Origin of the sequence: Streptomyces sp. M-16 (genome assembly GCF_052114405.1) — a bacterium.
Classification (GTDB): Bacteria; Actinomycetota; Actinomycetes; order Streptomycetales; family Streptomycetaceae; genus Streptomyces.
This window is the reverse complement of the sequence record NZ_JBFRER010000021.1, coordinates 101,995-123,928: the sequence shown is the minus strand read 5'-3', so window position 1 is coordinate 123,928 and position 21,934 is coordinate 101,995. Positions and strand designations below refer to the sequence as shown.

The following is a 21,934-nucleotide window of genomic DNA, read 5'->3' as shown; positions in this document are numbered from 1 at the left end:
CAACCCGGCCACCCAGATCAAGTGGGGCCTGGACTACATGAACTCCCGCTACGGCAGCCCCGTCGGCGCCTGGAACTTCTGGCAGAACAACCACTGGTACTAAACCACCGGCGGACGRCCGACAGCGGACAGCAGGCCGCGGGCCGCGGGCATCCGAAAACGCCCGGCAGGGACCACCCCGCCGGGCGTTTTCGCATACCCGCGGCCGGCGCGTGTGCGAGCCCCGCGTCAGGCCCCTCCGAGCCAGCTCGTGGCGTCCAGCCGGTACGCGGTTTCGGCCGGTACGACGGTGCGCAGCGCGGCCTCCATGTCCCGTACGCGATCGGCGCCGAGGGTCGTGACCCACTGGGCCCGCAGGTCGTCGAAGATCGCGGCTGAACGGGCCAGGGCGTCGAAGCCGCGCGGAGTGAGGCGGACGAGCTTGCGGCGGGCGTCCGCGGGGTCGTCGGTGCGTTCGGCGTAGCCGACGGCGAGGAGGCGGTCCACGGTCTTGCCCGCGGCCTGCTTGGACACGCCGAGCCGGCGCCCGATATCGCTCGCGGTCGCCCCTCGTGGCCCGATGGCCTGCATGGCGAAGCCGTACGCGGGGCGCAGGTCGGGGTGTCCCTCGGCGGCGAGGCGGGCGTGCGGTCGATCGATCAGGGTGCGGAAGCCGGCGAAGAGGAGGAGCGGGAGCTCGAAGTGAGATCTTCGAGTCCACCACCCTGGACCCCCGCTCCCGCGAAACCGTGATCCTGACCGTCGCCGCCCGCAACCAGTGCCACCTCCGCGTGGGCATGCACGAGGCGAAGCTCACCGCTCTGGGCCCTGCCCCGGACCCGGAACGACTGCGGGCGGTGGAGGAGTTCACCCTCCAGGTGCTCGCGTCGTCGGGGGCGGTGAGTGATGAGGACCTGGGGCGGTTCCAGGAGTCCGGCTACACGCGCCAGAACGCCTTGGAGGTGGTCCTGGGCATCGGCACGTACACGGTCTCGACGTTCGCGAACCGGCTCACGCGAGCCGCCTGACCACCCGGCGCCCAGGGTGCCGGCGGGGGGCGGGCGGCCGTTCGCCCGTATGGGCGTCCATCCGGGTGAGGCGGGAATAGACGCCGCCGGGCACGGACTTGGCATTGGTCATGAACACCACCTCGTACGACCCGCGCGCACTGCTCGCGGAAAGCCGCCTCGGTGTCCTCGCGACGATCAAGGCGGACGGCCGTCCGCAGCTCTCGCCCGTCATGCCCTTCTACGACCGGGCCGCCGACGTCCTCTACGTCTCGATGACCGAGGGCCGCGCCAAGACGACGAACCTGCGCCGCGATCCCCGCGCAGCCCTGGAGGTCACCCGCCCCGACGGCTGGGCCTGGGCCACCGCCGAAGGGACCGTCACCCTGACGGGGCCCGGGACCGACCCGCAGGGCCCCGAGGTCGAGGCGCTGGTGCGCTACTACCGGACCGCGGCCGGCGAGCACCCGGACTGGGACGAGTACCGGGCGGCGATGGTGGCCGACCGCCGGGTGCTGATGACGATGACGGTCGACCACGTGTACGGCGACAGGATCCGCTGACGGCGCGCGTACGGGGCGGCGGGATCCTCGTCACACCGTGACGAGCCCCGCCTCGTAGGCGCATGAGCTCGGCGAGAGCCACGGCGCTCAGCAACCCGATGCCGGGCTCGGCCGGCCTTGTCCCCCTGAGCGGCACGAGCCAGGTGATGAAGTCGTCCGTCAGGGCCTGCTGGGTCCGCGATAGGGCAGCGTCTGGCCGTAGACGACGCTGGTGGTCGTACTTCCGAAGCCGGCCAGTTCGTCCATGATGGTCTCCAACTGCTCCATGGAGGTCGCGGCCACCTTCAGGGTGTAACAGTCGTCGCCGGTGGTGCGCAGGCACTCCAGGACCTCCCGTCGCTCCGCGAGCAGCCGGTGCAACGGCTGATGGCGGTTGCCCGGGTACTTCAGCCGGACGACGGCGAGCACGGGGTAGCCGACCTTGCCCAGATCGACCACGGCGCGGTATCCGGTGATGACGCCCGCCGCCTCCAGCTGCCTCACCCGCTCGGTGGTGGCTGACGAGCCGAGACTCACACGCCGTCCCAACTCGCTGAGGGAGATGCGCGCGTCCCGTTGCAGCTCGTCGATGATCGCCCAGTCGATGTCATCAAGGTTCCCGGTCATATCGCGACCCTACCGGGAAACTTCCGGAAGAACGGCGGTCCGACCAGGAGAACCGTATTCCAGATTCCTTGATCGCCGAGATAGCCTCCGTCCATGCAACTTGGCGTGAACGTACCGAACTTCGGGCCTGGGACCGACCCCGGCGTGCTGCGCGAGTGGGCACGCATCGTGGAGGAGCTCGGCTTCGACCTCCTCATGGTGTCGGATCACGTGGCCGTCACTCCGGACGTGGCCGCGCGCTATCCCGCACCCTTCTACGAGCCGTTCACCACGCTGTCATGGCTGGCCGGCATCACCACCAGGGTGCGGCTGGGTACGACCGTGCTCGTACTGCCCTACCGGCATCCGCTGTTGGTGGCACGGATGGCCACCAACCTCAACCAGCTCAGCGGCGGCAGGCTCGTGCTCGGCGTGGGAGTGGGCTGGGCCCGTCAGGAATTCGCCGCGCTCGGCGTCCCGTTCACCGCGCGCGGCAGGCTCACCGATGAACACCTCGTCGCCCTGCGCAAGGCCTGGCACGAGGAGGCCGACGAGCACGCCGCCCCGATTCCCGTCTGGGTCGGCGGCAACAGTGACGCGGGGATCCGGCGGGCCATCAGGTTCGGAGATGCCTGGCATCCGCTGCGGGGCACCCTTCCCTGGATGCGTTCGGTCCTGGCGAACCACTCGCTGCCGGGGTTCGCACCCCGCATCGCCCTTCGGCTGACCACCGCACCGATCACCGACCCCGAGCGGCTCGCGGGTACCGGCACCCTCGATCAGGTCCTCGACGACCTCGACCGACTCCACGACCTCGGAGCCGACACCGTCGTGCTCGACCCGTACCACGGAGATCCGGAGGCGACCCGCCGGCCCCACGAGGCCTGGCAGGCGCTCACCGCCGTGGCCGCACACCGGAGGACACTCTCATGATCACCACTGCCGACGAGGCACTCCTGCGGCGGGCGATCGCCATCGCGGCCCATGCCGTCACCCTGGGCGACGCGCCGTACGGCTCCCTGCTCGCCGGCCCGGACGGCACGATCCTCGCCGAAGCCCACAACACGGTGCGACGCGACAACGACATCAGCGCCCACCCGGAACTCAAACTCTCCCGCTGGGCGGCCCGCGAACTCGACGGGCACACGGCCGCACGCACCACGCTGTACACCAGCTGCGAGCCGTGCGGCATGTGCGCCGGAGGAATCGTCCGCTCCGGACTCGGCCGTGTCGTCTACGCGCTCTCCACAGCGCAACTCGTCGAGCTCAACCCGGAGTCGGGTGCCTGGCCGACGACACCGCAGGACGGCCCGGCCCTGTTCGACGAGGCGCGCACCCCCATCGCCGACTACTACCGGAGATAGAGCTGCGACCGGGGGCCTGGGTCGTCGGGGTCGTCGCCGGGCGACCGCACGTCGGCCGCAACCGTTTCCGCTGCGGAGCGACCCCGCCCTGGCCCGGGTCTGCAGAGTGCCGCCTGATCGGTCGGGCTCCGGAGGCGGCTCGGCGGGCGTGACGGGCGCCCGCCCTCGGTATCCGGCGGGGCGCGTGGAGCAGGACTCGTCCTTCCCGGCAGCGGTACACCGATCTGGTGACAGCCTCCGGCCGAGTGGTGCCGCGGACGGTGTCGAGGGGCGGAATGTCGGTTTCCCGGATCTCGGCATGCTACAGATAGGGGGCAATAGTCCGAAAACAGGAGGTATCTGATAATGCGTACACGTCTTCTCCGCATGGCAGCTGTGCTGGGCACGGCCGCGCTCCTGGCCCTCGGCGGAGCTGCGGTGGCCAGCGCGGACGGAGTGGGGAACTCGGGTATCGGGAATTCGGGTGTCGGCAACGCGGGTATCGCCAACAAGGGCGTCGGCAACGCCGGCATCGCCAACTGGGGCCTGGGCAACGCGGGTTTCGCCAACTCGGGGATCGGCAGCGCCGGCATCGGCAACTCGGGGATCGGCAGCAGCGGTATCGGGAACTAGGAACGCCTTACGCGCCGCCCAGCCCGTGAGGCGCGAGGGGCGGATGCCCGGGCGGCGCTGACGGGCGCAGGGCGTTTGGTGGCCGGTGCCCCCGGCCGCTCGTCCGGGCGGGCGGCACCGGGGGGCGCGGCACCGCCCGGCAGCGCGTGCGAGCCTGCGCCGGGGCGGGAGGGGTGCGCGGGCCTCGGTGGCCCGCGGGCCGAGGCCGATCAGCGGGGCGGGCATGAGGACGGCGGGATGCTTCCCGGACGGGACGTTGCGCGCAACGATCGGCTGCCCTCACCCTTGGGGAACGGGTTGGCGGTGTAGGCAGCGCTTCGGTCCGGGGATCGTGTTCGGTTGTGCCTGACAGGTGGTCCGGGTGAGGTGCTCGTGCCAGACGGGGTGCCCGCGAAGTCAGGGATGAGGGGGACGCGGTGGAGCGACGGAAGGTGATCGGGATCGGGGCGGCGCTCGCGGTTCTACCCGCCTGGTGGGGCTTGCGTCAGGTGGCGAACGGAGCCGCGGAGGACTGGCACACCGACCCCGCACCGCTGGAGCGGGCGTTCCCGCTGCTGGGCCCGCTCACCGATGCCAAGTGGGTGAGCAGCCGGGACAACGAGCGGGACCTGCCGTCGCCGGAGCTGGTGATCTCGGGATTCGCCAAGCTGACACCGGGGAAGCGTGCCGAGCTGACGGCGGCCCACGCCTTCGTCTCCGAAGGGCCGGCCGATGACTTCTCTTCGTGGTTCGAGAAGCCGCTCAGGGGCGAGGGGCCGGAGGACCCGCAGTGGATCCGGTCGCACGAGCTCGACCGTGACGAAAGCGGCCACACCACCCACCTGTGGTTCGACCGTCGCAGCGACATCGTCCGCTTCTGGGCACTCAACCCGTACGGCTAGGTGTGTCGTTCCCGCATGGTTGTTGACGCTCGACGACATCGCCGGGCCGCAGCGCGCAGGGCCGCGCGCCATTCGCCGCACGAAACCCCCGCCTCCTGTGTCCTGGAGGCGGGGGTTTCGGCATACGTGGGATCAGGCCATCAGGCCCTTTGAAACCTCAGATCACGTGCGGTCAGGCGATCAGAAGGTGAGCTTGAAATCGGTGATGGTGCCGACGTCCGCGGCTCCCTTGTCCTGGACCTTCAGCTTCCAGGTGCCGTTGGCCGCGACGGCCGAGGCGTTGACCGTGTACGTCTTGTCGAGGTTCGCCGTGGAGTCCGAGGAGGAGTTCTGCAGGCGGTACGAGGTCCCGTTCGGCGCCACGAGGTCGATCTGGAGGTCACCGACGTAGGTGTGGGTGATCTTCACGCCGACCTTGAGGGCGCTCGGCGCGTTGCCGGTGACACCGGTGACGTTGACCGACGAGGTGACCGCGGGGCCCGGGGAGTCCGGGATGGCGACCTGGGCGGTGCTCTCGAAGACGTTGCCCGGGGTGGTGGTGCCACCGCCCGAGCGGGCGCCCACGTTGACGGCGGCCCACGCGTCGGTGACGTTCTTGACCTCGGCGCTGCCGGCGCCGTACAGCTCGGTCGCCGCGGCGATCGTGCCTTCACGGGCACCCGCGTAGTCCGTGCTGGAGTTGAACTTGGTGGTGAGGGCCTTGTACCAGATCAGCTGCGCCTTGTCCCGGCCGATGCCGGTGACGGGCAGGCCGTCCGAGGTCGGCGAGTTGTAGCTGACGCCGTTGACCGTCTTGGCGCCGGAGCCCTCGGAGGCCAGGTAGAACCAGTGGTTCGCCGGGCCCGAGGAGTAGTGGACGTCGAGGTTGCCGACGCCGGAGTACCAGCTGTCCGCGGACCCGCCGTCCTTGCTCGGCTTGTCCATGTAGCGCAGCGGGGTGCCGTCGCCGTTGATGTTGATCTGCTCGCCGATGAGGTAGTTGCCCGGCGCGCTGGGGTTGTTGGCGTAGAACTCGACCGAGGTGCCCATGATGTCGGAGGTCGCCTCGTTCAGGCCGCCCGACTCGTTGCTGTAGTTCAGGCCGGCGGTGGCGGCGGTGACGCCGTGCGTCATCTCGTGGCCGGCGACGTCCAGCGAGGTCAGCGGGTCGTTGTTGCCCGTTCCGTCGCCGTAGGTCATGCAGAAGCAGCCGTCGTCCCAGAACGCGTTGACGTACGCGTTGCCGTAGTGGACCCGCGAGTAGGCGGCGACGCCGTCGCCGCGGATGCCGGAGCGGCCGAGGATGTTCTTGTAGAAGTCCCAGGTGACCCCGGCGCCGTAGGCGGCGTCGGCGCCCGCGGTGGCGGCGTTGGAGTTGGCTCCGTTGCCCCAGGTGTCGGTGGACTGGCTGAAGAGCGATCCCGTACCGGACGTACCGTGGTTCAGGTTGTACGTCTTGTGGCCGCCGCGGCCGCTGTCGTTCATCGTGAAGCTCGTACCGGACTTCGAGGTGCCGAGCGTGACCTGACCGCTGTAGTGGGTGTTGCCGACACCGGTCTCGATGCCCTGCCACTGGTGGAGCTTCGCACCGGTCTTGGCGTCGGTGATGACGTGGAGCTGGTTGGGGGTGCCGTCGTCCTGGAGGCCGCCGATGACGGTCTCGTAGGCGAGGGTCGGCACGCCCTTGGCCATCCACACGACCTTGCGGGGCGCGACGTCGGCCTTGGCGGCCTTGGAGCCGACCGCCTTCGCGGCGTCGAGGGCCTGGGTGGAGGCGGCCGCCGGAGCGTCGGCCGGGGCGGAGGTGGAGACGCCCGCCAGCTGGGCGGTGGACGCCTTGCTGACGCTCTGCGTCGTGTTGGCCGCCGAGCGGTTGACGACCAGGTCGCCGCCGAGGACCGGGAGTCCCTCGTACGTGCGCTCGTACCGGGTGTGGGTGGTACCGTCCTGATCCTTGACCACATCGTGGACGAGGAGCTTCTCCTGGGAGGTGAGGCCGAGCTCCTTGGCCGTGGCGGCCGTGGTGCTCTGCGCCTTGGCTATGAGCTCGGCGCGCTGGGACGGGGTGAGCTGTGCGGGCAGCGCGCCCGGGTTGCGCACCGGCTGGCCCTTGGGGGCTGCGGTGTTCGCGGATCCTTCGGGCTGCGCGCTGGCGCTGCCCGCCTGGACACCTACGGTGAGCAGGGCGGCCGCGGCGAGCAGGGCACCGGTGGCGGTGGCGTTGCGGCGATGCGTGGACTTCACGCTGAACTCCTTCTGCGTGTGGGGGGTTACCGGGCGACCGGGATGAGGCCGTCCGGGCAGAGCGTGCGGAGCTGGTCCGTGCTGGGGATGTGGGAGAGAGTGCCAGCGATCGCGATCTTTGTCAGGGACGCGTCACGAATTGGCCGCAGGGAGTCCGGATTTCGCTGTTCGGTGTTCGCTGAGCGGACACATTGGGGTGGTGATCGGCCGGCTCGGTCAGGCCCGACCGGGCTGACCTGGGGCGGGACTTGCTCAGGCCGGGGGTGGGTCCACGGAGGGCCCACACCGGTGGCCGGGACGTGGCGGTGGAGGCGGGCCGTGGAGGCGGCGTACTGCGCATTCAGGTAAAGCGTTCGGCATCAAGCGTCAAACACCCTTGTCCTGCACATGACTTGCCGGGTGTGATCTCGGTAGCCGCTCTGCGCGGCGCCACCCCCCCAGGGAGTCTGCAATGCATCCAGTTCGTCGTACGTGGCCGCGCGCAGCGGCCGCAACGGCCGCTGCCGCCGGTCTCGCGCTCACCGCGATGGCGGCCGCCCCACCGACCGGAGCCGCCACCGCCTCCGCGCCGCACACCTCCGCGGTCCCGCGCACCGTGGCCCGTCCGGCCATCGCGGGACACCAGCTGATCCGCTCGGTGGGCAGCCCGCTCTCCACCGAGGAGTGCCGGACCAAATGGAAGATCGCCTGCTACACCCCGCTGCAGTACCGCGCGGCGTACGACCTGAACCCGCTGTACAAGGCGGGCATCACCGGTAAGGGCCGCACGATCGTCATCGTGGACTCCTTCGGTTCGCCGACCGTCCAGCACGACCTGGACGTCTACAGCAAGCAGTTCGGGATACCCAGCACCCAGGTCGAGGTGGTCAAGTGGGGCAACGTCCCCGCGTGGGACCCCAAGAACGCCGACATGCTGGGCTGGGCCGGCGAGACCGCCCTCGACGTGGAGATGGCGCACGCGATGGCGCCGGACGCGAAGATCGTCCTGGTCGAGACGGCGGTCGCGGAGACCGAGGGCACCACCGGCCTGCCGGAGATGATGGATGCCGAGAAGTCCCTGATCGACCGCGGCATCGGCGACGTGATCACACAGAGCTTCGGCGCGACCGAGAACACCTTCCCCGGCTTCGACAAGGGTGACTTCTCCAGCATCAAGAACCTGCGCTACGCCTACGAGGCCGCGGCGCGCAAACACGTCACCGTGCTCGCCTCCTCCGGCGACGGCGGAGCCACCGACTACAACGCCGACGGCAGCGCCTACTACGACCACCCCGTCAACTCCTGGCCCTCCTCCGACCCGCTGGTGACCTCGATCGGAGGAACCCAGCTGCACCTGGACGACGCGGGCAAGCGGACCGCCCCCGAGAGCGTCTACAACGACAACGGCGCGGGCGGCGGAGGCCAGTCGCACGTGTTCAAGCGCCCGGCCTTCCAGAACGGCGTCAAGAACATCGTCGGCGCGCAGCGCGGCACCCCGGACATCTCGATGGCCGCCGCGGTCGACGGCGGCGCGTGGATCTACACCAGCTACGACCCGGCGGCCACCGGCTGGGACGTCTCCGGCGGCACCAGCGAGTCCAGCCCGCTGTTCTCCGGCATCGTGGCCCTGGCCGACCAGGCCGCGGGCAAGCGCCTGGGCAACATCAACGAGGCGCTGTACCGCCTGTACGGGCGCTCGGCCTACGACCGCTCCACCGGCATCGTCGACGTCAACGACGGTACGAACAACAGCTACCAGGGCGTCACCGGCTACACCGCGGTGAACGGCTACGACATGGCCACCGGTATCGGCACGCTGGACGCGGCCCGCTTCGTGCCGGCCCTCGCCCGCGAAGGACGGCGCGGCTGACGGTTCGCCGCCGACAGCCCGGCACGGGTGCGCTGCCGTAGCAGGCAGCGCACCCGTGCGTCCGCGGTGCGGCCGGTCCGGCAGTACTGGAGCACCTTGCGGGACGCCATGCCGTCCGGCGGTGGCCCCGACTGCGCGAGCACGATCAGGGCGAGCACCGACCCCGCGGTCGCCGAGGGCCCTGTTCGGCCGCCTGGTGGGGAACGGGGCAGAGACGGTCACAGCGACCGTCCACCACTACGAACCCACCGAGACGGGACCCACGGCCGCCCCCCTACCGCCGGACCGCCAACGGCGTCCGCCGGCCGGGCGGATGACACCGCGCCACGACCCACCGCACTTCCCTCCGCACTCCCCGCCGAACGCACGGCTGCGCGCCCGTCCGGCGGGAAGTGCGCGTGGCCGTGCGGGGCGCTGCGTAGCCGGTCACCGGCGTTCCCCGGCGTACCGGGTGACGGTGTCGATGCCGCCGGGGAGGCCGTACGCGGATCCCCTCGCCGGCCGGCGAGTCACGGCCGGTGACAGGTTCCGACCAGCAGACCCCATCGCCCGGTCGGAGCCGACACGGCCCCGCGCCCCTTCCCCAGCCGGCTGCCGGCCGCCTCCGCACCCGCGACGGGTTGACCCTTCCCCTACGTCAGGCTTCAGGCTGTGACTGAACGAAAGGGCAGGCCCATGGGCTACACCGTCGGTCAGGTCTCGGCCTTCGCCGGGGTCACCGTACGCACGCTGCACCACTACGACCGGACGGGGCTCCTGTCGCCCGGCGACCGGAGCCGGACCGGGTACCGTCGCTACGCCGACGCCGACCTCGCGCGGCTCCAGCAGATCCTCTTCTACCGCGAACTGGGCTTCTCCCTCGACGAGATCACCGCGATCCTGGCCGACCCGCAGGCGAACGCACTGGACCACTTGCGGACGCGGCAGCGGCGGCTGGCCGAGGAGATCGCCCGTCTGCAGCGGCTGGCAGAGGTGGCCGAGCGGGCGGTCGAGGTCCAGCAGACCGGGGTGTCCCTGACGCCCGAGGAGCGGTTCGAGGTCTTCGGCGAGATCGTCTTCGACCTCAGCTACGCCACCGAAGCGCAGCTGAAGTGGCGGGACTCCGACGGGCACCGGCAGGCGATGGCCCGTGCCGCGGCCCACACCAAGGAGGACTGGCGCCGGCTCATGGCCGAGGCCGCCGACTGGCGTGCGGAGCTGCTCGCCGCCTTCGACGACGGCGAACCGGCGGACGGCGAACGGGCGATGGACGTCGCCGAGGCACACCGGCTGCACGTGACCCGCTGGTTCACGCCGTGCCCGCCCGACATGCACCGGCGCGTCGCCGCCGACTTCGCCGCCGACCCGCGGGCCTTCGCCCTCGTGGTGCCGCCCTCTCAGCAGCGGCCGGGGCTGGCCGCCTACCTGCACGAGGCGGTCCACGCGAACGCCTCGCGCCGTACAGGTGCCCTGCCCGCACCGAACGCACCACACGTGAGGAAGACCCATGAGGATCCTGATCGCCACGGCCGGCTCGCGCGGTGACGTCGCCCCCTACACCGGGCTGGGCGTCGCACTCCGCCGTGCCGGGCACGAGGTGGCGCTGGCCGCCACGGAGACCTTCGAGCCCCTGGCCGACGAAGCCGGACTGGAGTTCCGGCCCCTGCCGGCGGACCACCGTGCGCACGGGGCGGTCCGGGGCAGGCGCGAACTGCTGAGGGCGGCCGCCGCGTTCGTCACCGAACTGGGGGAGGGGTTCGCCGAAGCGGTGGACCGGGACACGGACCTGCTCCTGCTGTCGGCCACCACCGCACCGCTCGGCTGGCACGTCGCGGAGGCCACCGGGATACCGGGCATCGGCGTGTACCTCCAGCCGACCACTCCGACGGGCGACTTTCCCCCGACTGTGACGGGGACCCGGTCGCTGGGCCGGTTCGGCAACCGCGCGGCCGGGCGATTCGCCCTGGGCATGGCCGACCGGGTCTTCGAGCCGGCGGTGGCCCGGCTGCGCGCCCGCCTGGAGCTGCCGGCGCTGACGGCGGCACGCATGCGCCGGCGCCAGGAGGAATCCGGGTGGCCCGTTCTGCACGGCTTCAGCGAGGCACTGGTGCCGCGCCCGTCCGACTGGCCGGCCGGCCTGGCGGTGACCGGCCCCTGGTGGCCGTACGTCGGCGGAGACCGGCGGCTGCCCGCGGAGTTGGAGGACTTCCTGGCGGCGGGGCCGCCCCCGGTGCTCGTCGGCTTCGGCAGCATGGCCGGAGGGGAGGGGGAACGCCTCAGCGGTATCGCCGTACGCGCACTGCGGCGGGCGGGGCTGCGCGGCGTACTGCAGTCGGGCAGCGCCGGGCTCGCCGCCGAGGGGGACGACGTCCTGACCGTCGGTGACCTTCCGCACGCCCTGCTGTTCCCGCGGCTGGCCGCCGTCGTCCACCACGCCGGGGCCGGCACGACGGCGGCGGCGCTGCGCGCCGGCGTGCCGTCGGTCACGGTGCCGGTGACCGCCGACCAGCCCTTCTGGGCCGGACGGCTGGCAGCGGTGGGCGCGGCCCCGGCCCCGATCCCGTTCCGCTCCCTCACCGCAGAGGGCCTCGGCGACGCGCTCGCGCGGGTGGTGCGGGAGCCGTCGTACATGCAGGCCGCCGCGACCGTGGCGCGGCACATGACGGCGGAGGACGGGTCGGGCGCCGTGGTGTCGGCCGTAGGACGGCTGACCGGGTTGAAGCCGCCGCCGTCCGGCCCGACGACGTAGCCGGCAAGTGAGACGCCCAGCGAATACGTGACCCTGCGCATCGGGAGCCTCCTCATCGGCACGCTCCACACCACGACCGCCGAAACGGCCCGCCCGCGCGACGGGCGTGCGGGCGGTGGTCCGCGGGGAGGGGGCGCCGGAAGACACCGGCTGCCAGGACTCCGCCGTCCGGCCCATCAAGGACACCGGCCGCGGCGCCGAAGAGGATCAAGCGGAGTCGTCCCGCCATCGGGTTCCGGTACGCCTCCGCGGCACCCCACGCCGCCCCGCTGACGGCGGTCCCGCACACCCCGGCCGCCGAGGCCCGAGGAGATCCCGCATGCGCGTCTTCCTGCCCGTGACCGCTGTCGCCACCGCCGCGATCCTGCTCACCACGGTCACCGGCGCGGCTCCCGCCGCAGCGGACCGGAACCCCGACGGCGCGCCCTTGGCCCAGGTGTCCGACGGCGACCCGTACGCGGACTGCACCATCGGCGCGAGGTCCCCCGACAGCGTCGTCTACCCGGGCACCGAGGTCGAGCCCTACCTGTCCGTCGATCCCCGCGACCCGAAGCGCGTGGTCACGGTGTTCCAACAGGACCGCTGGAACGACGGCGGCGCCCGTGGTCTGGCGGCCGCCTGGACCACGGACGGCCGCACCTTCCACCCGAGCACGCTGCCGTTCAGTCTCTGCGCCCCGGGCGGCGCGGACTTCGAACGGGCCACCGACCCCTGGGTGAGCACCGGACCGGACGGCACCGTCTACGCGGGCGGGGAGGGCGTCGACTTCACGAAGAGCACGCGCAGCGCCCTCCTCGCCGCCACGTCCCGCGACGGCGGCCGCACCTGGCGGAACCTCACCACCACGCACGTCGACGAAGAGCCGTTCTTCAACGACAAGCCCTCGCTCACCGCCGACCCCATCCGCAAGGGCACCGCCTACCAGGTCTGGGACCGCCTCGACAACGACCCGCCCGGCCCGAGTTCCCTCGACGGACCGGGCTACATCTCCCTCACCCGCGACGGCGGCCGCACCTGGAGCGAGGCACGGCGGTTCGTCGACACCAGCGGCGTGCCCAACACCCAGACCATCGGCCATCTGATCGTCGTCGACCGGCGCACCGGCGCCCTGTACGACTTCTTCGACCGGATCACCCTCGCCGACGACCTGACCACCGTCGTCGAGGCCCACTACCAGGTGGTCACCTCGACCGACGCCGGAGAGACCTGGAGCGCCCCGGTCACCGTGGCCCGGGACACCTCCGTACCGGAGGTCGACCCGAACGACCCCACCAAGGCGCTGCGCGCCGGATCCACCCTGCCCAGCCCGGCCGTCGACCCGAAGACGGGCACGCTGTACATGGCCTACGAGGGCTCGGACTTCTCAGGCGGCAGCTTCGACTCCGTCCAGCTGGTGCGCTCCACCGACGGCGGTCGCACCTGGGGGACCCCGGAGCTGATCAGCCCGGAGGGCGTGCCGGCCTTCTCCCCGTCGATCGCGGTCGACGAGCGGGGCACGGTCGCGCTCACCTACTACGACCTGCGCTTCCTCAGGCCGGGCGACACCACCACCCTGCCCACCGCCTACCAGTTGGCCACGCTGCCGCACGGAGAACCGAAGCTGCGGAGCGAACGACGGATCTCACGGGTCTTCGACTGGCTGCAGGCGCCGTTCGCCGGGGGCTACTTCCTCGGCGACTACCAAGGCCTGGTGGCGGACGGGAAGGGAGTACGGGCGGTGCTCACCGAGACCCACTCCCACGCTCCGCAGAACCGTACGGACGTGTACAGCGGCAGCTTCCGCACCTCGTGACCGCCCCGGTCGTGCGATTCGCCGATTCGCCGATTCACGGATTCGCCGATACGGCAGGAGTGTGACGCAGCTCTCCGGAAAAGGGTGACATCACGCTGTCGCGCACGGCTGTGAGCATGAGCGACATGATGATCACAGACGAGGACCGCCTCGCAGAGACCCTGACGTTCAACGAGCGGTTCGAGGCCACCGCCGCGAGCCGGCCGCAGCGCGCGGGAACGCCGGACGCGGCCCTGCTGGCCGGCCTGCGGCGCAACCGGCTCGGCGGCGACACGCCACCGGTGAGACTGGCGCGCGGTCAGGACCGCATCGTCGAGGGCGGGGTGACGGTACGGGTCTTCAGGCCGGACCACGTCGACGGCGTGTACCTCCACATCCACGGCGGCGGCTGGATGTTCGGTTCCTCGGACGGTCAGGACGAGAGGTTGTGGCGCCTCGCCGAGCGGGCACGGCTGGCCGTGGTCAGCGTGGAGTACCGCCTCGCACCCGAACACCCCTTCCCCGCCGGGCCCGACGACTGCGAAGCGGCGGCCCGATGGCTGGTGAAGCACGCCGCGGCCGAGTTCGGCACCGAACGGCTGCTGATCGGGGGCGAATCGGCCGGAGCCCACCTCAGCGTGCTGACGCTGCTGCGCCTTCGCGACCGGCACGGCGTCACCGGCGCCTTCCGGGCGGCCCACCTGCTCTTCGGCCCCTACGACCTGTCGATGACACCGAGCCAGCGAGCGTTCGGCTCCCGGCGGCTGCTGAGCAACACCGACACGCTGCGGTGGACCTACGAGCAGTGCACGCCCGGCATGGGGGCGGAGCAGCGCCGCGATCCCGAGGTCTCGCCGCTGTACGCCGACCTCGCCGGCCTGCCGCCGGCCCGCATCGTCGTCGGCACCGAGGATCCGTTGCTGGACGACTCGGTGTTCCTGGCCGGGCGGTGGCGAGCGGCGGGCGCGCCCGCGCAACTCGAACTCGTCGCCGGCGCCATGCACGGCTTCACCCTGTTCCCGCTGACCGTCACCGAGCGGCAACTGCGGCGCGAGCAGGAGTTCCTGGCCTCCGCGGGACGCTAGCGTCGTCGGCATGAACCGTACGGTCCGGCTCTATGCCCTGGTGGAGGAACTGCGCGCGGTGGCGCCGCGGCCGATGACGGTCTCGGCGCTCGCCGCGCGGTTCGAGGTGAGCACGCGTACGGTGCAGCGTGACCTGCAGGCGTTGATGGAGACCGGTGTCCCGGTACGCACCACAACCGGGCGGGGCGGGGGCTGGTCCATCGACCGGGAGATGACCCTGCCCCCGATCCACTTCACCGCCGATGAAGCCTCGGCACTGGCCGTGGCCCTCGCCGCCGCCGATGCCTGCGCCCCGTACGCCGGTGCGGCCCGTACCGCGGCCCAGAAGATCGCGGCCTCGATGACCGGGACCGCCTCGGCGGCGGCGCGGCAACTGGCCGTACGGATCGTGGCGCAGCCCTCGCCGACCGACTCCACGGTCCGCGCCGCGGTGGAACGGGCCCTCAGCACGAACACGGTCCTTCGGCTGACCTACACGGACGCGGCAGGCCGCGGAAGCGACCGTGAAGTGGAACCGGCCGGGCTGCTCACCGCCGAAGGCCGGTGGTACCTCATCGCCTGGTGCCGCACACGACGGTCCGGCCGGGGCTTCCGGCTGGACCGCATCACGGAGGCGGCCCCCACCGCTGAGCCGGCCCAGCCCCACGACCTGACCGAACTGCTGCGCGGCTCGGCCGCATCCGGCGCCGTGCGGCCCACCACACTGGCCCCACTCGCACCCCACCTCGACCAACCGAAGGCACCACGCCGGTGAACCCGTGAAGGAGCCGGGTCCGCGGATCCCCCCGACAGCGGCCGTCAGCTACACGGGCCGTGCGCGCCGGCCGACGGCCGGGACCCGCAGAGCGAGGCGGTCGGCACGCTCGTGCAGTCCCGGGAGAAGCAGTCCCGGGGTGCCCGTGTGCGAGGCCGGTCGCGGGTGGGCACGGACACCGACGCGGATACGGACACGGGCACGCCGGTGCCGGGTTCGGAGCGCGTTTCGCCGTACGCGCCGGAGACTGCCGCCTTTTTGAGGATGCAGCGATCCCCGTCGTCGGGATCACCGATGTATGCCCAGAGCATCGGGGCCGCGGTCGTGCCGGTCGCCTCGTAACTGCTGCTCACACCGCCGGGGCCGAATGCGATGTCAACGGTCGACTGCCGCGGCCCGCCCTCGACCGTTGACGCCGATCGGAGTTCCCAGGTCCCCGTACCCGTCTTGGACGGGGCGAGGCCGAAGCCGGAGCTGGCCCGGCTCTGGGGGTCGAAGTAGTCGCCACAGGCCGATGAGGCGCTGAACGTCCCGTCCCCGGCCAGGACCAGGCTGCCGCCTCGTCCGTCTTCCCACACTCCTGCCGCCTCGGCATTCGTCAGCACGAGGGCGTCGCCCGGAGCTCCGGGCTCCCAGATGCGGCCCCAGAAGACCATCGCGACCAACGCCACCACGGCGCAGACCACTGCCAGGACCACCAATGCGGCGCAGCCCAGGGCTCCGGTACAGCCGCCGAGGGCGAGCCACTTTCCGTATCGTCGGGGAGGGGCGGGGGGCCACGGCGCGATGGGTGCCGGGGGCCAGGGTTCAGCGGTCGACATGGGTCTTCCTCGGGCTTGGGGTCGACCACGGTTCTGGCCGGCAGCGCCATCTTGCACGGGCCCCGTCCGGGTGACAGCAGCGGGTCCCCTGTGGACACCCCGGCCAGTTCCTCACCACCCGGCCCGAGGTCGCCGCCGGGGGGCGTCGACCACACCTCCTAGATCTACCCTGCACCGTGCACGGGTTCACCATGCCCGACACCGACGCGACCACCAGCCGTCACGCCGGGTCATGCCGACAGGGGCGAGCGCGCGGGCACTGTCAGTCCGACTCCCAGCGCGGCGCCGACAAGAAGGCCCACGCCGTGGTTGTTGGTGAGGAGACACAGGACCAGACCTGCGGCGGGGACGAGGAGAGACACCCACCGCAGGGCGACGACGCTGCCGCGCACCGCGTACCAGGTGGCGAGCGCGCCCACGAGGCCGCAGATCGCCACCGAGTCGCCGCCTCCCCGAACGCTCCAGCCGGCCATGCTCACCGCCTGGGCGGTGACCCCGCTCGCGGCGAAGACCAGCATCGTCCGCCAGGGGCCGAACTGCCGCTCGGCAACCGGAGCCACAACCGCGAGGGCGGCCAGGTTGAACAGGAGTTGGATCCATCCTGACGACTGCACCGCCAAGGCGGTCACCGCTCGCCACCACGCACCATGAGGGTGTCGCGCCAGCGCATTGATCGTGCCGGGGACGACCGTCTGGAGCACACCCAGCACCACCATGGCTGCCAGCAGCCCCACGGCGACTCCCGGGACCGGCCGGCGCCACGCCCGCAGCAAGGCCACGGGAGGAGGCGTCTCCCCGCCGTCCGCCGCGGCGAGGGTCGTCAAGAGGCGGATGCCCGGCACGATGACGGCCACCGCGCATCCATAGAGCAACACGATGTGCATGTTCATGATCGAAGCCTGCCAGACGGTGCGGCCACACCGACAGGCACGCCGTGCGAGTGGCGACGCACTTCCCTGTCCGGACAGCGCCGACAACAGCACGAGGAAATGACATGCCGACCGGCCGTACCCGGGGCACCGGTTCGGGTAACGGCCCCCGCCATAGGACGCGTTGACGGAAACAACCACTTCCGCTCGGTGGTTCCACGTCCAATCGATTCCCGTTCGAGGAGTTCTCGCTCGTGCCCTGTCAGTGTCGGGGCTCCAGGCTCCACTGGGCACGAAAGGACAAGGGAAATGACCAAGTCAGGGCGCAGGTTCGGCATCACCGCTGTGGTGGCCGCGGTCGTGGCCGCGATGATCACTTTCACGGGACTGCAGGGAGCCAGCGCGCAGGACCAAGGGCGCCGCGGCTGGGACCACTTCGGGTTCGGGGTGCCGTGGGAGGGGTCCTATGGGTACTCGCAGGCGATCAGAGCCGGGGACACGGTCTACATCTCGGGCCAGCTGTCGCATGACGCGGCCGGGAACCTGGTGGGCGTCGGCGACTTCGAGAAGCAGGTGCGCACGTCGTTCGACAACCTGGACAAGGTGCTCGCGCACTACAAGATCCCGCGCAGCCAGATCGTCAGCATGAAGATCTACACCAAGGACCTGCGCAAGAACTTCGACACGGCCGCGCGGCTGCACAAGGAGTACAACGGCAACCACCGCACGACCGACACCATCCTCGGTGTCACGGACCTCGCGTTCCCCGATCAGCTGGTGGAGATCGAGGCCGTCGCGCTGGTGTCGCCGCGCTCCTGACCCAGCGGGCCGCGCGGCGGTAGCCGCGCGGCCGCTGTGCGGTCCGCCGGGCGCGGCACACCGGGGTGGGCGTCCTGTGAAGTCCAGGGCCTACGATCGGTCGCTGGGGGTGGGGCGCGATGTGGCTGTGGCGCAGGTGGAGGAACCGGGCGACTGCCGAGACGAAGCCCGAGGCGGAACGGGCAGGACCGCAGGCGCCGGAGCGGGACCCGGAGGCGAACCCGGAGCTGAACCCGGGAACGGACCCGTGGCACGACTGGCTGAGCCGTTCGTCCGAGGCGCTCGCCGTCCGGCAGTGGTGGGCCGGCGCCGCCGAGCAGACCGCGCGGCTCGGCGAGGACGGTTACCGCGAGCGCCTGGGCGAGTTGCTGTCCCGACTGTCGCCCCGCGACTTCGCGGCGCTGGGCCTCGGCTGCACCCGCCGGATCGACCGCGCCTGCCGAGAGCCGCGGACCTGCTCACAGGAGCCCGTCCCGCCGCCCGCCGGCGAGCGGCCGGTTCCGCGCGAAGGCCCGGTGGCCGGCGCCTGCAGCGGCTTCTGGGACTGCTACACCCGGTTCGGGGTGCGGGCCGCGTTCACCACCGACGACCGCCACCGGGCGGTGACCGTCCAGGGGCGGTGGTCCAGGGTGATGCTGTGGGTGGACGGGATCCGGGTGGAAGCGCCGAATTTCCTCGACGACACCGGCTACTGGGTGGACGACCGCTTCTACGTCACGGAGATGGCCGCCCCGGACGACCACCCCCTTCAGGGGCACGTCGGCATGGGTGCGATCGCGGTCCTCTCGCTGGTGATCCACGACGTCACCACGGCCACCACCCACATCGTGGACCCCGAACCGCACGAGAACTGGTCCTGCCCCGTCGCGGTGCTCCGCGGCGGGGAGTGGCGCCTCTACCCCACCCCGGAGGCCCGCGACGGCGACCGCCCGGACCGCATCCTCACCCTCCCGTAGCGAGTCCGTGTCCGGCCGGTCACCGGGCGGTCGCGGCCGGACGTACGACGAGCTCGTTGACGTCGACTTCCGGGGGCTGGGCCAGGGCGTACGCGATGGCCCCCGCGACCGCCGAGGCGGGCAGCGCCACGGCTCGGTAGGCCTTCATCGCCTCCCGGGCCACCGGATCGCCGATGGTGTCGGCGAGTTCGGACTCGGTGACGCCCGGGGACACGAGGGTGACCCGGATGCCGCCGGCGGATTCCTGGCGCAGGCCTTCGGAGATCGCGCGGACGGCGAACTTGGTGGCGCAGTAGACGGCGGCGGTGGGTGAGACCTCATAGGCTCCCACGGAGGCGATGTTCACGATGTGCCCGCCGCCCTGGGCGCGCATCGGGGGGAGGGCGGCGGCGATGCCGTGCAGGACGCCCCGGACGTTCACGTCGAGCATGCGGTCCCACTCCTCGGTCCGCAGGGCGTCGAGCGGGGACAGCGGCATCAGGCCCGCGTTGTTCACCAGTGCGTCCAGGCGGCCGTAAGCGCCGAGCGCCGCGTCGACGAAGGCGCGGGTGTCCTGCGCGTCCGTGACGTCCAGCCTGCGGAAGAAGGCCTCGCCGCCCGCCCCGGTGATCTCCGCTGTGATCCGTTCGAGCCGGTCGGTCCGGCGCGCGCCGAGCAGGACGCGGTACCCGTCCGCCGCCAGGCGGCGTGCGGTGGCTTCGCCGATGCCGCTGCTGGCGCCGGTGACGGCCACGGTCCGGGTGACGGCGGTGGTGTCGGTCATGCCTGTTCCTCCTGGGAGAAGTCCCGTACGAAGCACCGGAGTCGGGAGGCCGACGGGCTCGTACGGTTGGGTGTTCCGGAGTCTGGTGCGGCGGCCGGGGCCGGGCCAGGACGGGCCGTGCCGGGGTACGGCGCACCCGGGTTCGCGGCCGGGGCCCGGTCTAGCCTGGGGAGATGAGCAGCAATGACCTCGGTGACTTCCTCCGGGCCCGCCGCGCACGGCTGACGCCCGATGACGTCGGGCTGGCCTCCTACGGGCGCCGCCGGGTGGCGGGGCTGCGCCGGGAGGAGGTGGCGGTCCTGGCCGGAATGAACGCCGACTACTACACCCGTCTGGAACAGGGCCGCGAGCGCGGCCCCTCGCCACAGATCCTCGACGCGATCGGGACGGCCCTGCGCCTGGACCGCGATGGCCTCGCCCACCTGTACCGGCTGGCGGGCAGCGGGCCGCGGCGTGACCGGGCGCAGCCGAGGGAGACGGTCGCGCCCGTGCTGCGCCGACTGCTGGACGGTTACGCGCACACCCCCGCGTTCGTCCTCAACCCGGCGCTGGACCTGCTGGCCGCCAACGGCCTGGCCGAGGCGCTCTTCTCGCCGTTCCGGGCCGCGGACAACCTCGCCCTCATGACCTTCCTCGATCCCGCGGGCCGCGCCTTCCACGCGCAGTGGCACCGGTCGGCCGGGGCGGTCGCCGCCGCCCTGCGCCGCGCGGCCGGCCTCGAACCGCACTACCCGCGCCTGCGCGAGGTGCTGGACGTCCTGCTCGGGGCGAGCGAGGAGTTCGCCGCGCTCTGGTCCGCGCACACCGTCGGCGGAAAGTCCCACGCATCCAAGGAACTCGTCCATCCCGAGGTCGGCCCCCTCTCGCTCTCCTACCAGTCCTTCGACGTTCGCGGCGCACCGGGACAGCAGCTCGTGATCTACCACGCGGAACCGGGCAGCCCCGGCGACCGGGGCCTGGCCCTGCTCGGCAGCCTCCGCGCCACTCGCCACACGCAGCCGCGAACCGGCACCGGCGCGCCGGTGATCTGAGCCGGAGATCCGGCGGCAGCGGGCGGCGAGAGTGATGTCTCGTCATATGCCAGATGTCTAGGCGTGTGTCGTATTCCTTGACGTAGCCCTGTGTAGTCTTACTGCTACGCAAAGTGCTGCTCGGGAAGGCTTCCATGTCCAGCATCCAGCCCCAGTACGTCGCGCTCGGTGACTCCTACAGCGCCGGCCAGTTCATCGGAGGTGACGCCAACCTCGTCCGCGAGCCGGTGGACGGCGGCCTCGGTGGTCGGGACGGCGACTGCACCGGCCGGTCGAGGGACAGTTATCCGCAGCAGCTGGCCCACACCGTCCTCTCCGGGCACGAGTTCATCGACGTCACCTGCGGCGGCGCGACGATCGACGACCGCGGGCTGGGGCTGGGAGGCATTCTCACCCCGCAGACGGTCTTCGGGGGCCCGCCCTACGTCCCGGTCGACGACAGCGGCATGCCGCGGTTCACCCCCACCCCGCGCCCCGCTCAGATCGACGCGCTGAGCGCGGCCACCACCCTGGCCACCGTCGGCATCGGAGGCAACCAGTACAACCTCGGCCAGATCATCGCCAAGTGCGCCACCCTGGGCGCGTCGTCCCTGGGCAGTCCCGGCACCGACTACTACCGCAACACCGCCGAGGGTCGCGCGGACCTCGCGCAGAAGGAAGGCGACCTGCGCAGCGGCTTCGCGAAGATGATGCCGGAGCTGCGCGAGCGTGCCCCGCACGCCCGCTTCCTCTTCGTCGGCTACCCCACGCTGTTCCCGAGCGCGGCCGGGCAGGGCACCTGCGACGGCGGTCTGGACGAGAACATCACGATCAAGAAGGGCGACATGCCCTTCATCCAGGAGCAGTTCGCCCTGGTCGACTCCGTCATCCGCGATGCCGCGCAGGCCCACGGGCACACCTACGTCGACATCGCCGAATCCACCCGCGCCCACCACGTCTGCCGTGAAGGCGCCGACAAGTGGATGTTCGGCCTCTACGGCCGCTACGAGTTCGACGACAAGCTCGACGGCTACAAGCCCGCCCGCTTCCCCGCCGGCAAGGAGATGCCGCCCTTCACCCCCGGCTGGACGGCCTGGTTGCAGGGCCTGCTCGCCCACGGCGGTGGCATCTTCCGCGGCAACGAGACCCTGACCACCTTCCACCCCAACAAGCGCGGAGCCGACAACCAGACCGCCCAGGTCGCGGCCGCGCTGCGCAAGGCCGGCATCGTGCAGTGACACCCCTGGCCGGCCGGCCGCCGGGGAGTCCGGGGCTCCCGTGCGCCGGCTGAGGGC

At 71.7% G+C, this 21,934-nt stretch carries 22 protein-coding genes and 1 pseudogene; 17 read left to right on the top strand and 6 right to left on the bottom strand.

What is annotated here, in order from left to right; translation table 11 throughout:
- Positions 1-103 (top strand): annotated as a pseudogene (locus AB4039_RS12830) (lytic transglycosylase domain-containing protein); the annotation flags it as partial.
- Between the two features lie 125 nt (positions 104-228).
- On the opposite strand, the gene AB4039_RS12825 reads toward AB4039_RS12830, so the two are convergent.
- Entirely contained in the window at positions 229-642 is a 414-nt protein-coding gene (locus AB4039_RS12825; RefSeq protein ID WP_442270765.1) for a MarR family winged helix-turn-helix transcriptional regulator, read from the bottom strand.
- A gap of 86 nt (positions 643-728) precedes the next feature.
- On the opposite strand from AB4039_RS12825, the gene AB4039_RS12820 reads away from it, so the two are divergent.
- Positions 729-1,007 (top strand): carboxymuconolactone decarboxylase family protein, encoded by a 279-nt coding sequence (locus tag AB4039_RS12820; RefSeq protein ID WP_442270760.1) that lies wholly within the window; start codon positions 729-731, stop codon positions 1,005-1,007.
- A gap of 110 nt (positions 1,008-1,117) precedes the next feature.
- The gene (locus AB4039_RS12815) at positions 1,118-1,549 is read left to right on the top strand and encodes a PPOX class F420-dependent oxidoreductase (protein ID WP_266844585.1); all 432 of its coding nucleotides are present in this window, start codon (positions 1,118-1,120) and stop codon (positions 1,547-1,549) included.
- Between the two features lie 159 nt (positions 1,550-1,708).
- Here AB4039_RS12815 and AB4039_RS12810 read toward each other — a convergent pair whose 3' ends face one another.
- Complete coding sequence (locus tag AB4039_RS12810) at positions 1,709-2,155, bottom strand: Lrp/AsnC family transcriptional regulator (protein ID WP_442270759.1); 447 nt, start codon at positions 2,153-2,155, stop codon at positions 1,709-1,711.
- 93 nt (positions 2,156-2,248) lie between these two features.
- Between AB4039_RS12810 and AB4039_RS12805 the strand changes: the two genes are divergently transcribed.
- From AB4039_RS12805 to AB4039_RS12790, 4 genes are all read left to right on the top strand, one after another.
- A complete protein-coding gene (locus AB4039_RS12805) occupies positions 2,249-3,067 on the top strand; it encodes an LLM class flavin-dependent oxidoreductase (RefSeq protein WP_266844581.1) in 819 nt (272 codons plus the stop codon).
- Positions 3,064-3,498, top strand: coding sequence for a nucleoside deaminase (locus tag AB4039_RS12800; protein ID WP_266844580.1), 435 nt, complete (start codon positions 3,064-3,066; stop codon positions 3,496-3,498). The genes AB4039_RS12805 and AB4039_RS12800 overlap by 4 nt, the downstream gene beginning before the upstream one ends.
- Before the next feature lie 366 nt (positions 3,499-3,864).
- A complete protein-coding gene (locus tag AB4039_RS12795; protein WP_266844579.1) occupies positions 3,865-4,110 on the top strand; it encodes a hypothetical protein in 246 nt (81 codons plus the stop codon).
- A gap of 416 nt (positions 4,111-4,526) precedes the next feature.
- Positions 4,527-4,991: a hypothetical protein gene (locus AB4039_RS12790; RefSeq protein WP_442270758.1), complete on the top strand. Its 465-nt coding sequence runs from the start codon at positions 4,527-4,529 to the stop codon at positions 4,989-4,991.
- 180 nt (positions 4,992-5,171) lie between these two features.
- Here the strand turns inward: AB4039_RS12790 and AB4039_RS12785 are convergent, their stop codons facing one another.
- A complete protein-coding gene (locus AB4039_RS12785; RefSeq protein ID WP_266844576.1) occupies positions 5,172-7,214 on the bottom strand; it encodes a M4 family metallopeptidase in 2,043 nt (680 codons plus the stop codon).
- A gap of 451 nt (positions 7,215-7,665) precedes the next feature.
- Between AB4039_RS12785 and AB4039_RS12780 the strand changes: the two genes are divergently transcribed.
- The 6 genes from AB4039_RS12780 to AB4039_RS12755 all read left to right on the top strand — a co-directional run bounded on the left by AB4039_RS12780 (position 7,666) and on the right by AB4039_RS12755 (position 15,401).
- The gene (locus AB4039_RS12780; RefSeq protein ID WP_266844574.1) at positions 7,666-9,063 is read left to right on the top strand and encodes a S53 family peptidase; all 1,398 of its coding nucleotides are present in this window, start codon (positions 7,666-7,668) and stop codon (positions 9,061-9,063) included.
- Between the two features lie 675 nt (positions 9,064-9,738).
- Positions 9,739-10,587 (top strand): MerR family transcriptional regulator, encoded by an 849-nt coding sequence (locus AB4039_RS12775; RefSeq protein WP_442270764.1) that lies wholly within the window; start codon positions 9,739-9,741, stop codon positions 10,585-10,587.
- Positions 10,550-11,791, top strand: coding sequence for a glycosyltransferase (locus AB4039_RS12770; protein ID WP_442270757.1), 1,242 nt, complete (start codon positions 10,550-10,552; stop codon positions 11,789-11,791). The genes AB4039_RS12775 and AB4039_RS12770 overlap by 38 nt, the downstream gene beginning before the upstream one ends.
- 319 nt (positions 11,792-12,110) lie before the next feature.
- Positions 12,111-13,583 (top strand): neuraminidase (sialidase), encoded by a 1,473-nt coding sequence (locus AB4039_RS12765; protein WP_266844570.1) that lies wholly within the window; start codon positions 12,111-12,113, stop codon positions 13,581-13,583.
- Between the two features lie 125 nt (positions 13,584-13,708).
- The gene (locus AB4039_RS12760) at positions 13,709-14,647 is read left to right on the top strand and encodes an alpha/beta hydrolase (RefSeq protein ID WP_266844568.1); all 939 of its coding nucleotides are present in this window, start codon (positions 13,709-13,711) and stop codon (positions 14,645-14,647) included.
- Positions 14,648-14,657: 10 nt separating this feature from the next.
- Positions 14,658-15,401 carry a helix-turn-helix transcriptional regulator gene (locus AB4039_RS12755; RefSeq protein ID WP_442270756.1) on the top strand — a complete coding sequence of 248 codons (744 nt, stop codon included), beginning with the start codon at positions 14,658-14,660 and terminating at the stop codon, positions 15,399-15,401.
- 44 nt (positions 15,402-15,445) lie between these two features.
- On the opposite strand, the gene AB4039_RS12750 is transcribed toward AB4039_RS12755, so the two are convergent.
- Both AB4039_RS12750 and AB4039_RS12745 read right to left on the bottom strand, forming a co-directional pair.
- Positions 15,446-16,222, bottom strand: a complete 777-nt coding sequence (locus AB4039_RS12750; RefSeq protein ID WP_266844564.1) for a hypothetical protein — start codon at positions 16,220-16,222, stop codon at positions 15,446-15,448.
- Positions 16,223-16,452: 230 nt separating this feature from the next.
- A complete protein-coding gene (locus AB4039_RS12745; RefSeq protein ID WP_442270755.1) occupies positions 16,453-17,112 on the bottom strand; it encodes a rhomboid family intramembrane serine protease in 660 nt (219 codons plus the stop codon).
- A gap of 288 nt (positions 17,113-17,400) precedes the next feature.
- Here AB4039_RS12745 and AB4039_RS12740 point away from each other — a divergent pair, with 288 nt between their 5' ends.
- Positions 17,401-17,910, top strand: coding sequence for a RidA family protein (locus AB4039_RS12740; protein WP_266844560.1), 510 nt, complete (start codon positions 17,401-17,403; stop codon positions 17,908-17,910).
- A 119-nt stretch (positions 17,911-18,029) separates the two neighbouring features.
- Positions 18,030-18,866, top strand: a complete 837-nt coding sequence (locus AB4039_RS12735) for a hypothetical protein (protein WP_442270754.1) — start codon at positions 18,030-18,032, stop codon at positions 18,864-18,866.
- Positions 18,867-18,885: 19 nt separating this feature from the next.
- Here AB4039_RS12735 and AB4039_RS12730 read toward each other — a convergent pair whose 3' ends face one another.
- The gene (locus AB4039_RS12730; protein ID WP_266844556.1) at positions 18,886-19,629 is read right to left on the bottom strand and encodes an SDR family oxidoreductase; all 744 of its coding nucleotides are present in this window, start codon (positions 19,627-19,629) and stop codon (positions 18,886-18,888) included.
- Positions 19,630-19,802: 173 nt separating this feature from the next.
- On the opposite strand from AB4039_RS12730, the gene AB4039_RS12725 reads away from it, so the two are divergent.
- Both AB4039_RS12725 and AB4039_RS12720 read left to right on the top strand, forming a co-directional pair.
- Positions 19,803-20,660 (top strand): helix-turn-helix transcriptional regulator, encoded by an 858-nt coding sequence (locus AB4039_RS12725; protein ID WP_266844554.1) that lies wholly within the window; start codon positions 19,803-19,805, stop codon positions 20,658-20,660.
- A gap of 134 nt (positions 20,661-20,794) precedes the next feature.
- Complete coding sequence (locus tag AB4039_RS12720; protein WP_442270753.1) at positions 20,795-21,877, top strand: SGNH/GDSL hydrolase family protein; 1,083 nt, start codon at positions 20,795-20,797, stop codon at positions 21,875-21,877.
- The last annotated feature ends 57 nt before the right edge of the window (positions 21,878-21,934 follow it).